This is a genomic window from Kitasatospora sp. NPDC059747 (assembly GCF_042732955.1).
Lineage (GTDB): Bacteria > Actinomycetota > Actinomycetes > Streptomycetales > Streptomycetaceae > Kitasatospora.
The window spans coordinates 22,106-36,543 of the sequence record NZ_JBHWGV010000044.1; the positions used below are offsets into that span (position 1 = coordinate 22,106).

At 70.5% G+C, this 14,438-nt stretch carries 3 protein-coding genes; all 3 read right to left on the bottom strand.

The genetic code is table 11. The features are described 5' to 3' along the window. Positions 1-97 precede the first annotated feature (97 nt). Positions 98-6,085 carry a hypothetical protein gene (locus ACFV4G_RS20485; RefSeq protein WP_380442287.1) on the bottom strand — a complete coding sequence of 1,996 codons (5,988 nt, stop codon included), beginning with the start codon at positions 6,083-6,085 and terminating at the stop codon, positions 98-100. A gap of 41 nt (positions 6,086-6,126) precedes the next feature. Next, positions 6,127-8,385 carry a hypothetical protein gene (locus ACFV4G_RS20490; protein WP_380442289.1) on the bottom strand — a complete coding sequence of 753 codons (2,259 nt, stop codon included), beginning with the start codon at positions 8,383-8,385 and terminating at the stop codon, positions 6,127-6,129. A gap of 71 nt (positions 8,386-8,456) precedes the next feature. Further along, positions 8,457-14,351 (bottom strand): DEAD/DEAH box helicase, encoded by a 5,895-nt coding sequence (locus ACFV4G_RS20495; protein WP_380442291.1) that lies wholly within the window; start codon positions 14,349-14,351, stop codon positions 8,457-8,459. Positions 14,352-14,438: the final 87 nt, after the last annotated feature.

A 14,438-nucleotide genomic window follows, 5' to 3' on the forward strand; every position in this document is an offset into this window, starting at 1 on the left:
CGCCCAGTCGATCGACGCCTATTCGGTGGTGGGGGGGGGGGGGGGGGGGGGGCGGCGCCCCGGCCCCCCCCCCCCCCCCCACGGGGGTACCGTTGTTTCAGCGGCGCGACCAGCAGTCGAGCAGCACCGGTTCCAGCCGCAGTCGACTGCCGTCCCGGTCGAAGGCCTGGAGTGCTTCCAGACAGGTCAGGGCCCACTCGGATGAGGGTAGGTCCAGGCCGGCCAGCTCGATCGCGATGAGGACGTCCGCCTCGTCGGTCCAGTCCGTGCCGAACTCCTCGGCCACGGCGCGATAGCCCTGTCCCACCAGCGGATCCGCGGTGACTCCGACGGCGTGGAGGAAGTCTGCGGCGAACTCCTTCTGCTGGAGGTTGTCGCGCAGCACGTTCAGGGCCTCCTCCTCGTTCCCGGAGTGGTTGTGCAGGCTGATCGCCCGGTCCAGCAGGACAGGCCACCCGCCGGTGAGTTCGAGCAGCCGGGTCACCCGTTCCGCGGTGAATAGGTCGGTGTGCTGCGCCCAGGTCCGCAGGCTGCGCTGGTCGTGACGGCGGAGGAAGACCGCGATCGAGTCGATAACCTCCTGATCGGCCAGCAGCTCGCGCCAGAGCCGAAGTTGGTGGAGGCCGAGGATCAGGACGGCGGCCCGGGTGACACCCGGCCGTTCCGGCACGAGGGTGCGGGCGAGTGCCACGGCTTCCCGGCAGGTGTCCTCACCAGTCTGTTTTCTCGCCAGGTCGCTGACAATCACCCTTCGTTCACCGGGACGGCCATCGGTGAGAGCTTGCCGGAAGACCAACGGACGTCCGATTGGCGGCAAACTCCAACCCCCTACCCGGTCGGTGACCGACCGGAGCGTCCGTTCGATGTCACCGATACCGGTCGCGGGCGTGCCGAAGACCACCCTCGTCTGGTTGACGCGGCCAGCTGCCAGGAGGTCGTCCACCTGGGTGACGGTCAGTGGTGCGGTCCGCTTGTCGGGCAGCTCGGGTCGGCCTTCGAGGACGATGGTCTGCTCCAACGCGCATTCCTCGGAAGCGGTGAGCAAGCGGTTCTCGACCTCCTTGGCGGTGCCGATCATGCGCAGGGCGTTCGGCCCGCGCAGGTGCCAGCCCTGGCCGTCGTGGTTCGGCGCGAGGATACCGAGACCGACCATCTCCTGCAGGTAGGCGCGGAAGCCCTCGCTGTCCAGATCGACGAAGCCGTCGGGCCACCAGCTCGCGCACTCGTCACGGAGTTCGGCGTCGCTCAGACGGGTCTCCAACCCGTAGTCCCGAGCGTGTCGGGCGAGGACGTTCGCGATCACGTCGTACCGGTCGTCGAGCGTGAGGGTGTCCTTGAAAGCCGCGGTGATGTCGGCCCGCAGCGACGGGTCCGACTCGACCGCCTCGACATCGGTGACGGAGATGGCGTAGGGCGGGCCGCTGGCGTCTCCGCGGCTTCGCCGCTGTTGCATCACCTCCACCAGCCTGCTGCCGAACATCTGCAGGAGGAAAGGTTGGTACGAGCAGTAGCCCAGCACCCGGTTGACCAGGTCGACGTCGACGAACTCGAAGCCGAGGGCGCGCATCGGGTCGACCAGCAGGTCGGCTGCGAACTGTGGTGCGAGCGGGCCGATGACGGTCGGCGTCTGAGCCAGGTGGCTGAACGGTCCGTTGCGGGCCAGACGGGTGAAGCGCTGGACGGAGTGCAGGCCGGCGAAGACCACCTTCATCCGGCCGGGCGTTTCCGTGCACAGCCCGCGCAGTCGTCGGGTCTCGGTGCAGTGCGGCACGTCCGCCTCGAAGAAGCGGTCGCATTCGTCCATCAGGATCAGCAGCCGTCGGCGCGGTTCGGCGCCGAGCCATTTCTTGATGCCGGCGCGGACCCTCTCGTACAGATCGGTCTCGGCCTTGCGGCGAGGTTGATCGAGCACCTGCTGGTCGGTCAGCTCCCGGTCCAGGACACCCCAGATGGCGTCCGCGCCAAGCGCGGTGCCCTTGCCGATGTTGTGGTGGTCCAGGTTGAGGTACAGCTTCTGGTGGTAATCGGGTTGCTGCTCCGCGAACCGGTCCCCGGCATCGTTGAGCAGGGCCGACTTTCCAAGGCCACGTCCACCGAAGATGATCTGAGTGCCGTCCGGGTCCAGGATCTTCTTGCGCTCGGCGTCCCGCCCGTAGAACATCTCCCGACCGATTCGCCCGCGCTTCTCCCGGATGTACGGGTTCACCCCGGAGAACGGCAACAGCGTCTCGGTCGCCACGCTGACCTGGCGGTTACCCTGGGCCGCGAGGTAGGCGAGCGCGGCGTCGTCGACGACCATCAGCGGGGCGATGTTCACCGAGGCGGCGGCGAGCTCGGCTCGCGCCTTGCTGTCGAGGGTGCCGAAGTAGGCGACCAGCAGGCTTTCCTTGCTGGGTTCCTGGGCTACCCGGCTGAGCAACAGCTGAGCCGGGGGGCGGCCCCAGATCATCAGGACTCGGAGCCGACCGGCCTGTTCCTGGATCTTGGACCCGAAGGCCGGGGCCCAGGCGCGGCCGTTGATCGCGACGTCGAGCACGTCGACGAAGCGGTACTCGACGGTGCGCGGGAGACTGTCAAGCGGGACCACTCGCTTGGCCTCGTAGCCGAGGAGGTTGAGCACCAGGCGGAGATCCCGCGGCTCGGAGCCCAGCCGGTTTTTGGGCGGGGCGGTGCCGAGCCTCTGCCAGGCTTCCAGCGCCAGCGCCGCGCGCTCGGCCTCGTTGGCGGACAGCCGACTGTAGTCGAGCGCGGCCAGTTCCGGGTGCCGACCACGACTGCGGACCGATCGGATCAGGGCGCCGTCGATCCCGCGGCCGAGTCCATCGGGGACGGACGGAAAGAAGCCGGCCAGGTGGGAGTCGCCCGACACGATCTCGGGAACGGGCTCGCCGAGTTCAAGGAAGTACACGAGGTCGGCGGCGGTGGCCAGGCCGTCGGTCTCCAGGTGTCGCAGTACCTGTGCGTGGTCCTCGTCGCTGACCGCGGGCAGCGCGTCCAAGCGGGAGCGCAGCCGTTCGGCGGCTTCGTTGCGGAAGCGGGGGAGGAGTTCCGCCACCTTGTCCAGAGTGCGTCGCACCAGGATCAGTTCGCGCTTGCCGCTTTCTTCGGCGTCGGGCTGCGCCCCCGCGAGGAGCTCCTGGAGACCGACATCCTGATCGTCGGTGAGGGCGCCGTCGGCCTGCGCGCGCCGGAGTTCGGCGACCAGGTCGGTATGCCGGGCGAGCAGCTCCTCGCAACGCCGCCGTTCGGTCTCGAACAGGTCGGTACGACGGGTGGACGGGAAAGACGCCTGGTGCCCGTCCAGCGAGCCGTGTTCCGCGAGGTCGAGGATGCGGTGCGCGGCGCCGAAGGCGTCCTCGTTCTCTTGGATCGTCAGGGCCTCTTCCCAGGTCCGGTCCTGGGCCGCGAGCAACGCGTTCACCGTCGGTTGCTCGTCGGCGGCAAGGGGGATCTTGAGCAGTTCGGCATCGATCGTCTGATGAGCATCGAGGCCGAGCACGTGCCTCGGGAGGACCGGGACCGGGCCCAGCTCGACCTCCTCCACCAGAGCGCTGATCGAAACGTGCGCAGCCCATGCGGAGGCGGAGGTTAGTGCGTCGGTCGATCGACCCCTGATTCCGTCGAGGTCGTCCAGGGCCTGCTGCCGTCCGGCGAGAAGGGTCTGTCGCATGGCCGCGGTCTCCTGCCGGGCCCAGTCGGTCTCAGCCGTACGACCCTGCCTGATGGCCACGGTGATGTCGAGCCAGGACTTGGCGTAGTCCGTGGTCCGTTCGACGAGGTGCACGAGGTCCTGGCGGCCGGAACCCTGCAGTGCCCGGCCACTGGAGGCACGCAGTCCACGGTCCATCCGGTCGATCTCGGACTGGATGTCGGTGAGCCGGGACAAGCGGTCGACGACCTCGCGGGCCTTCGACTCGGCCTCCGGCGCATCCTCGACCACCGCGTGCAGGACCGAACCGAGCATTCCGTCCGGGGCGAGCCAACGCTTGGCGATGGTCGTGGCCCGGTTGAACCGGAGCCTCGGAGGCCTCAGCAGGTCGCGTCCGTGCTGGACAACCTCGTGCAACCGGCTCTCGGACTCGGACAGGTCTGCCGTGGCGCTCAGGGGCTTGGTGAGGGCCAGGGCGTTGCCGAGGGTCGGATCTGCGACCGCGATGGCGAGCGCGGCGAGGCCGTCGGGCAGCCGGGCGGCCAGTGTTTTCAGCTGGGCGCCGGCCGCGTACTCGCCGGTGACCAGCGAGGCCCGGAGTAGCGCCGGCAGGACGAGCAGCTCGGTGTTCTCGAAGGTCTTCGTTCCGAAGGCCTCGCAGTGCTGGAGTGCCTTGACGAAGGCCTGGGCACCGCCGACGCTCCCCGGCTTGAGGGCCGCGCCGGCGGCGGCGAGGTGGAGGGCGGCTTGTTCCGCGCCGGGTCGGCCGGCGGCCCGGGCCAGGTGGAAGGCGAGACCGAACCGCCCCTCGGCGACCAGGTGGGTGATCGCGGTCGCCACCTCGGCTTCGGCGTCGGTGGTGGAGGGCACGGTGGGGGCCGCGGGTCCCGTCTCCGGGGCGTTGACCGGCTGCTCGTTCGTGACGGCTGCCACGGGTTCCACGAGCAACGGCGTGGTGGTCGGCTCGGCGGTGGGCGGGTTCTCGTGTTCTGCCGGTACGGACACCGGGGTGTCGGGCGCGACCGGGATGGGGGCAAAGGGCGTGGCCGGGGCGACGCGCATCGGTTCTTCGCGCCCGGACGGGGCAGTGACGGTGCGCGGGGCGGCCTCGGTCGTCGGGAGCGCTGGTGGTTCTTGGGGCAGGACCGGTTCATCGGAGCGGGGCGGCTCGTCGGGGAGGGAGAGCTCCGTGTACAGCAGGGCCGCGACGGCACAGGTCGGCAGGGTGGTGCCGATTCGCTGCTGACGGCGCATGATCTCGGTCGGTGAGTCCGGCTGGTCGAGGAGTCGTACGAGAGCGACCAGAGCACCGAGCGCCTCGGCCCGGGTGCAGTCGGCGTCCTCCCAACGCGGGGCGTCGAGCAGGGCACGGGCCAGCTCGCGTGCGGCTTCCAGCCCGCCGGCGGCGGGACTCGCCTCGGGACAGGTGATGGTCAGCAGTTCCAGGAGGGCCGCGCGGTTCGTTCGGTCGCGGCGGCACTCGTCGAGGTACGAGCTCACGCGCTCGGTCAAATCGCCCAGCTGGGCAGGGACCTTCTGCACCCCTGCCGCGGCCAGGCCCTCCCGGACCTGTCGGAAGGCGCCGGTCAGCACGGTGAGGGCTCGGATGTCCTGCTCGTCGGGCGGGTACCCGGCCTCCAACGCCGGTCCGATGCGCCGTGAGGACTCGTGGGCGGCCTGCATGGCGGCTTTCAGCGCCTGGTGTGCGGCAAACAGGTCGAGCCCGCTGTTGGGCGAGGGTTCGTCCGGGGCGGTTGCCGACTGCCCGGCTGCCGCCTCGGGGGAGCAGTGCGTGGCCGACTCGGCGAACTCCCGTTGGGTGGGGACCAATGCCGCGGTCGGCGTGTCAGGCGGGCCATAGGCGCTGAACCCGGGGGTCGCCTCGACGACATCGATGGCCGTCTGTCGGACGACGTCCAGGAGTGGTTGCTCCGCCTTGAAACCCAGCCAGTCCCGCTCGGCGGCCCAGAGCAGGACTCGGGCATCGGCCGCCGAGGCATTGCACCAGGCCAGCAAGGCGAGCCGGACGAGGGTATCGCCCCATCGGGCGACGGGGTCGGCCACGGCGACCGCGGCGGAGTCCGCGGCAGCACCGACGTCGTTCATCACCCGGTACGTCAACGTCTGGACGGCACAGCGGCAGCGCCGATGGCGCGAATCCCGCTGCATGCGGGAGAGCATGTCTTGGCACAGCGCCCTTCCGGCCCGGCGAGGGGCGGCCAGCTTGATGCCCAGCTTGCCCAGCAGTCGTTGCCGCTCCTTCGGGGAGAGCGAGTTGAAGGCCAGCTCGATCATGCCGGCGTTCACCTCGTCCAAGGTGGCCGCGACGGGTTGGTCGAGGGCGTTCAGTGCGTTCGCCAGCGGCCGCAGAGTGGCGAGTGCGGTTCCCGGTGGGGAGTACGGGGGCGCCGGTCGTGCCTCGTAACTGTCGTCCATGCATGCTCCGGTTCGGGGGAGAGGAGGGTTGGGCGCGGGATTCATCGCGCCCGGGTGTGTTCCGTGACGAAGGTGTAGCCCGAGGGCAGTTCCCAGCCGTCGGCCTTGCCGAGTTTTCGGCAGTGCCGCCGGTAGGCGGCCCGTTGGGCCTCGCTGGGGGTCGTTCCCGGGGTCAAGCGCCGCAGGAAGCCGTGGACCTGGTGCGGCTTCGGTGTCGAGCGCCAGCCGTCGCCCGAGCCGGCCGTAGCGGGTGCGGCGCGTTGCCTCGGAATGACGACGGGGGCGTAGCCGATCAGAGGGATCGGTGGCTCGTCGGGGTGCGCCGGGTAATGCGGGCGGCCGTCAGCGTCTCGGCTGCCGCTGGCGGCGTAGAGACGGGCGACGGAGATGAGCTCGTCCACTGCTGTCTGGAGTGCCGCTGTCTGTCGGACACCGGGTGGCTGTCCGTACACTGCGACGGGCAGGGCGGACCGGTCGAGGACGGCGTGCCCGTCCACAGTCAGCAGTCCGCAGCGGCGTACGGCGCGCATGACCAGGTCGCGTTCGCCGAGACCGGCGGGTGAATCGGCGTCCCGGGTGTTGCCGGGGACGTTTTCCCTGGTGAGGATCTCCTTGGCGTAGCGATGACGGATCTCGACTCCGTCGACCATGACCGGTGTCTCAAGGAGCATGGTGGTGGCCCGGATCACCCGTCCGCCACGCGGCCACTGCAACAGCAGCTCGATGCCGGGGAAGAAGGTCAGCGGCCAGTCGATGCCCGACAGGCGCGCTGGTTCGCCGGAGAGCTCGGGCATGGTGTCCTGGACGCGTTGGGTCTCCTCGATCTCCCCACCGTCGTGGTTGAGTTCGAGCCGGACGAGGGCGCCGTCCCTGGGCAGGACGGCGGACAACTCGTCGGAGACGAGCGGCCGAAGGAGTAGGACGCCGTCCATGATGTGCGAGAGTCGTAGGGGTACTCGCCAGATGATCTCGCTGTCGGACACGCGCAGGAGCTCGGCCTGGGCCATGCCGGTGGCGCCGAGTGGTGCGTCGACGGGGGGCAGTCCCTGTTCGTCGGCGCGAGCGGCGTTGTGAGGATCGGGTTCCGGGGCCGCACCGGGGAGGGCGGACGGTGGGAGGGGCTGCTGGGAGGTGGTGCGCCAGCCCGCACCGGCCGGCGTGAAAGGGTCCTCGATGGTCTCGCCCACTCCGGGGTGGCGAGACCGCCAGATCCCGCCACCCTCGAAGGCGTCGTCAAGGTGGACCCGGGTGCCGTTCTCGAACAGCCCGTCCTTGCTCTCCCCCTGCACGACGTCGGCGACGGCCAGGTTGGCCCGGCAGACGGCGGCCGCGTAGTCGACCCCGGTGAGCCGTGGAGCGGCCCCGGTGACCGTCGACAGCCAGGGGCCGACCGCCGTGTAGACGGTTGTGGTGATCGGCATGCCGCGGCGGCGCCGGTCGGCGGCCCGGCCGGCCAGTTGCAGCGAGGTCGCAAGCCTGCTCATGTCACCGCGGCCGAGTGGCCCGTCGTCCTGCCACGTCGTGGCCAGCGAGCTTCGGGGCAGCGCGTACGGGCCCCAACAGCGAAGCTGTTCGCAGGATTTCAGCACCGAGGTGACCGTCCGCAGCATGCGAACCAGGGCACCGTGGAGCAGGGCATCGTCCCCGGTGGCCACGAGGTCGACGACGGAGATCGGTACCGTGGGGCTCAGCAGTTGGCCACGGGCTTCGCGCAACAAGTAATCCGCGTATGCGGACAGCTCGTCCTGCGCGGCCGCGTCGGGCGACGGGTAGCGCGCGTCGACGAGTACGTGGCCGTTCCGGTCGATCCAGCGCTGCTGGAATCGCAGTCGGTCGAGCTGGGACCCGGTCAGGCTGAGCGCGTCGCCGAAGGCGTGGACGTCGGGGACCAGCAGCTCGCGACGTATCGGGGTCTCGTCTGGGCTCGGCGCGACACCGCTGGGCTCGGCGCCGGCTGGTGCTCCGGAGACCCATTCCGGGACGTCGCCCAGTGGCCCCGTGGCAAGATGGCGGCCCTCCTTGTAGACGACTTCGGCGTACAAGGGCTGCGAACCTGTGGCGATGCGCACCATGGCACCCACCGGCACGGCGGGGATGCACTCGCCCAGGGTGACGACCGGGAAGGCGTCCGGGTCCAGCGGGCTGCCACCATAGCCCTGGCCGTTGAGGTCGTAGCCGAAGTAGAGGGCGTTGAAGGCCACCGCGGCATGGACCGGACCGCGACGGGCGGAGACGAGCGTCGACAGGTACCGGCGGAGCCGGTCGAGGTCACGTGCCGTCAGGGCGTCTGCGCCGTCCACGACGGCAGGGGTCAGGAGTGGTTCGTCGACGTAAGGTCGCCAGACTCCGGACGGTGAGGGTGGTGCCATGGTCACGCGCGCTCCTCGTTCCTTCCACGTCGGGCCGTGTTCAGGGTGGCCATGGGCACGGGCCGCGCTCGCCAGCGGTCGTTCAGGGTGGCGACCAACGCGCCTGCTGCGACCAGCCGTTGCACGCTTCGTTCCACCTCGGCGTAGGGAAGTCCGACCTGTCCGCCGAAGTGCGGGCTGTCACGCAGTTGGCGGGGTAGAGGTACCGTGCGCCGGTTCACCGGGTCGTACGAGGTCTCCTCGCCGCGCAGCGCCCGCCACAGGGAGCGTGCATGCACGCCGGCAGGCATCCGTCGGGCGAGGCGATAGGTCCTGAGGTCGATCCGCTGTTCGCGCAGTGCGCTGTCCGTGCCGCCTCCGGCACGCGGGTTCGGATTCTCGAATGCCTGCGCGACTGGTGGGCGTCGCTGCTCCTTCGGCCAGTCCGGGACCGCCCAGCAGGCCGAGCATCGGCACCGCGCGGTGCTGCAGCAACCCTCCGGGAGGTCGATGACCCCGAAGTAGTCGGCGAACTTCCGTTGGGCGCATACTGCCGGGTGGTCGAAGAACGCTTTGAGCAGGGCGAGTTCCTCGCGGGCCCGCTCGGCGCGGCGGGAGACCAGGGGCAGGAACTCTTTCGGCAATCGGTTCCCCTCGACCCGGAGCCCGGTGACCAGCCGTCTGCTCGGCGCGGCGGAAACGTCGAGGAGACCCCTGTCGTGGAGGTCCGCGAGGATTTCCCAGCTACCGGCGGGGCCATCGGAGACCTCGCGATAGCCGTCGACGTTCCGGGCCAGGTGGGCGTCGAGTTCGTCCATCCGCAGGCGGGAACGCTCGGTCAGGGCCAGGACGCCCGCGACGATCGAGCGCTCCATGACACCATCACGGTCCCCGCGGGCGGGCCCCGCGCCGGCCGGACTTCCCTCCCCTGCCTTGACCGCGCAGATCGGCGGGTAGTCGCCGAGGTCGGTGACGGCGCCCAGATCGGCCAGTGCGCTGAACGCCCGCATCACGCCGCCCGAGTAGCGGTCGGCCACGTGTCCCTTGCGCACTTCGTCCTCGTCGAGCACCCCGGCGGCGATGTCCTCCGCCATCAGGGCGTCGGCCAGCGCGACCGCGTCCAGGCTGCCCCGCCGCCGCAGGACCGCCTCTCCCATGCGGCGGAGCAACGAGGGGGAGAGGTCCTGCGCGGTCATGAACCGTACGGTGCGCATGCCGCGGCTGGTCGCCAGCGCGAGGGCAGTGTTCGCCGGTCCGTCGTCGGCCCCCGGCGTCCGGCTGGCGCCGTCGCGTCCGGCACGGCCGATCTGCTGGTAGAGCGCGGCGAGATCGGTCGGGGGCGACACGCAGAAGACCGTTCGGACATCGGGCCGGTTGACTCCGAGCCCGAAGGCGGAGGTGGCCACGATGACGACGGGGACGAAGTCGTCGTCGCCTTGGTGGGGGGCCTCGCGGAACTCGGTCATCACGGCGGCCTTCTCGGCCTCGGAGAGCCGGCCGTGGAACCGCAGGACACGCTTGCCCGCGTCCCCGACGTACTCCCGCAGGTGGGCATGGAGGGCGTTGACCTCCTTGACGGTGAGGCAGTAGAGGATCGCGTGCCCGTCCGCGGCGTCCACGACCCGCTCGGCCAGGCCGGCTACCTCTGCGGTGCCGCCGCGACGGAACGTGCGCCGGAAGATTGCCAGCTCAGGGCGGATCGGGTTCTCCCGGACCGTCACGAGTCCGCCGTCGGGGACGGCGCCGCGTTCCGCGGCCTGCTCCTCGGGAGAGCCGGCGGTGGATGGTTCGGCTGAGGCACCGAACAGGACCTCGCGCATGGTGGCGTGCACGGACCGGTTGGCAGTGGCGGTCACCGCGGTGACCGGCAGCCCGTGGTCCCGGCGTAGCTCCGCGAGGAACCGGCCGAGGCGGCGCATGCTGGGGCGGAAGTCCTCCCACTGGGCCACCGTGTGGGCTTCGTCGACGGCGATGCGGGTCACCCGGCCCGCTGCCACCGCTTGGCGGACCAGCTCGCGGAACCGCCGCTGGCACAGTCGCTCCGGGCTGACGTAGACCAGCTTGATGCCGTGTTCCTCGCGGCCCAGCAGCTGATCGGCGACTTCCGTCTTCCCGGCTCGGCTACTCGACTCCCGCAGCGGTGAGATGAGCGCCCGCACCGCGCCGCCGATCGAGCGGTTGAGCTCCAGCGCCTGATCGTGCATTAGCGCGACGAGTGGGCTCACCACGATGGTGGTGCCGGGCAGGACGAGTGCGGGCAGTTGGAAGGTGTAGCTCTTGCCGAAGCCGGTGGGGAGCAGGCCCAGCACGTTCCGGCCCTCCGTTGCGGCGGCGATCACCTGCTTCTGGGCGGGTTTGAGCTTCGTGGGTCTTTCGTCCAGCCTGAGCAGACCTCCGATCTCGGCCGCGCGTTCCAGGACGGCAGGGACGAGGCCGCCGTCGGCCTGCAGCCGGGCAGTTTCCTCCTGGGTGAGGGCCAGTTCGCGGATCCGGCGGGTGAAAGGCAGCAGTGTGTGGCGGTCCAGCTGTTCGGGTGTGCAGAGCGCCGCCGCTCGGGCGGTGTCGATGAGCCCAGCGTCGGCCAGCGACTCCCAGATGCGCCGCCACCCGTCGGCCATGGTCATCACGTTGCCGGCTCCCGGTTCGCCCGTGATCGGGTCTGGGCGCAGCAGGCCCTGGTCCAGACTGCCGAGGAAGGCCTTCCGGTAGGCGCGGCGCAGGCTCGTGCTGCCGCCGAGCTTGCGGTCGCTTATCACGATGACACCGCGATGGCGGTCCGAGCGGATGAGCCGACCGACGGCCTGCCGCAACTGGAGCGCCGCCAGCGGCAGGTAGTAGGCCTCTGTGGCGACACCCTCCGGGTCGGGGTCCCCGGCCTCCTCGGCCCGCTGTCGGACTGCCGCGCGACGGGCCTCGATCACGGGCGCGGCGAATGGAGCGAACGGGAGCTTGTTGATCCAGACCAGCCGCAGCCGGTGCTCGTCCTTCACGTCGACGCCTTGCCACAGGCCCTTGGTGCCCACCAGGAATCCGCCGCCCTCCTCCTGGTTGGTGAACTCGGTGAGGGCCCGGCCGTTGCCCAGGACGAGGGCGTTGACGGTCGGAGCGCAGTGGCTGCGGGCGCGCAGCTCCTGTTCCAGGAACTCGCTGATTCCCGCGGAGGTCTTCCGCGCAGTGGTGAGCACCATGGCGCCGCCGTCGTACCCGTTGCCGTCGGCGCGGGGACGGACCGCCTCCTGTGCGTAGCCGGCAAGTTGGTGGGCGATGGTGCGCATCGCGCCCTCCTCCTGCTCGGCCCAGGAGGGGAAGTCGGAGAAGCAGACCAGCTCGGCCTGCCGGGACAGGTCGAAGGGCGACTCCAGCGCGAGCGTCGGAAGCGTCGGAGGGAGTCCGAGCCTGGTCCGGATGAACTCCCAGCTCCCGGAGACCCGCAGGGTCGCGGAGACGTAGTGGACGCGGGGTAACAGGCTCAGGAAGCGGCGCCACTCGCTGTCCTCGGGCAGGTCGATCGGGCTGGACGCAACGCGGAACCGGTACGAGCGCAGGCCCGAGCGGGGTTCGGCGAGTTCTTCCAGGAAGACCACCCGGGAGGGGAGGGCTTCGGGTGTGCCGTCCAACCGCACCGCGCGGTGCAACAGGGCGCCGATGTTCTCGGCGAGTCGGTCCAGCGTCGTCGCGGTCTCGTCGGACCGGCGGGCGAGGGCGAGCATGCGCTCCTTCGCCAGCGTGTCGAGCGCGTCGGTGTGCTCGGCCGCGAAGCGGGTGAGCATGGCGGACACGGAGCCGACGGCCCGGGCGAAGTCCGTGAGGAGTCGTTGGACGGCCCTGGCCTCGGAGCTGCCGGAGGTGCCGGCGTAGGGGCTGGCCAGGACTGTGCTGCGGTTGCCGATTCGTACTCCGACGCCCCGGGCCCGGGCGTCGAAGGCCCGGGCCGCCAGCCTCGGCAGGTGTTCCCCGTCCAGCAGGGTCTCCAAGCCCCCGATGGCGTCGGCGGCCCGATCTCTGGCGGTCCCGCTCCGGGCGTCGGTGAGCCAGGCGGTGCACTCGCAGAGCAGTTCCTCCAACGCCTGGTAGTCGACGGCCGCCGTCAACGCCGAGGTGGCGGCGTTCTCGAGTTCGTGGGCCTCGTCGATGACCAGCAGGGTGTCTCGGCCGAGGGCCTGGAGGTCGTCGAGATGGGAGAGGGTCACCGCGTGGTTTGCCAGGAGTAGCCGATGTCCGATCATCGCCTCGCGCACGGTGTCGGTGTGGGCGGCGATCGGGGTCCGTTCGTTCGGCGCGTAGTCGCCATCACGCTGGGAGAGCGATTCGAGCCAGGGCCCGAGCACGTGGTCGGTGTACTCACTGAGGAACGCGGGCAGGTCCACCGGGTCCACCGACCTGGCCGTCCAGGAAAGCGGGGGCTCGGCGGCGGCGCGCAGTCGCAGCAGGAGGTATACGGCCAGTTCGCGGAACCGGAGGCGTTCCACCGGACGGGCCCGGCCGCGCGACTCGGGCCTGCCCTGTGCGGCCTGGGCCAGGGTGGCCGTCAGGGCGGCCAGGGAAAGCCGGTTCGACCGGCCCTTCACCAGATCGCTGAGTTGCAGGAGACCGGGCAGCGCCGTTTCGAGGTCCCTGAGGTCTTGGGCCAGCTGGCTCTGCAGCTGTTTGGTGAAGGTGGCGATGACGGCTGTGCGTCCTGGAGCGCCCGCGAGCCAGTCGAGCGCGGCGGCCAGGACCGCGTAGCTCTTTCCCGTGCCGGTGGGCGCTTCGAGTAGCCCGGAGGTACCGGAACGGGCCCATTCGTGCAGGGCAGCCGTCATGCGCTCCTGGGCGTCCCGAGGCTGCGCCCGGGCTCCGTGGACGATGGCGGCGAGCTTGGTCGCGTCAACCCTGCCGTCCGGCCCGAGAAGGTCCTCACGGAGCCGGATCGTACCCCGGCCCCGACGTGCTTCCTGGGCGTCCCGTCGGGGGCGGTGGTGGGCGAGTTCGGCGTTCACCAGCCGGGTCACTCGCTGCTGATCCCACGGGACCTGCGCGGCGTCGGGATGGACCGGAGCATCCGCGAGTTCGAAGATGATTCGCCATCCGGGCGAGTCCGAGCACGCGGTCCGGACCAGGCTGCGCAGCTCCTCACCCCAGTTTTGGACTGCGGCGGCCGCGTGGGTCAGCAGGCGCACGAGGAGCTCGGCGTCGTGCGGAGCTGTGTGCGGGCGCGAGCCCGGCAGGGGGACCATTCGTTCGATGGCCAACGCGTGCAGCCGATGGGAGGCGGCGGTGGGCCAGATCGCGTGGGCGAGGTAAAGCGCATCCGCCGTCGCCAGACCGGCCAATGGATCGTCACAGTCCGCACGTCGCGCGCTTGCCCGGATGAGGGGGAAGTCGAGGCCGGTTCCGTTGTACGCCACCACGATGTCCGCCCCGAGCAGGAAGGCAGTCAGTTCCCGCCAGGCGACCTCGGCCGGCACGCCGGAGGCCTGCACCTTCCGACGGGTCGCCGGATCGCGTATCTGATCGACATCACAGGTGAGTTGGACGTAGCGGTGCCAGTCGGGGGCGGCTCCTGTCCAGTCCCGGTCGGTACCGAACCGGACCGCTGCCACCTGGTACACGTGGCGCTCGAGGTAGGGCTCGGTGGAAACGGTCGTGACGACGCTCTCCAGATCGATCGCGACGATGCGCAGCCCGTTCCGTTCGGTCGCCCGGGCTGCCGGCTCAACCGGTATGGGCCGAGCGTCGCTCCGGGCGTCGCCGGCGACGAAGAGTCCGTTCTTCCGGTCGAGGAGTCCGGCGGCGACGGCTTGATCGGCGAGTTTGAGCACCCGGGGCCGCAAGAGGCCCGGATGGCGGTCACGTGCGAGGGCCACCAGCTCGTCGGGCGTCGCTCCGTTCGGCAGTTCCCCGGTCAGCGCTGCGATCTGTCGGACCGCGGCGGACACGCGTGAATCGCCACTCAATCGTGCGCTCCCCTGGGGCGTGATCCATTGACCCATCCATGCCCAAGGACGGCGTCCACAATGCTGAAC

Bases quoted from the DNA above. Each gene is read 5' to 3' on its own strand.
- ACFV4G_RS20485 (WP_380442287.1), bottom strand. From the start codon at position 6,085: ATGGACGACAGTTACGAGGCACGACCGGCGCCCCCGTACTCCCCACCG.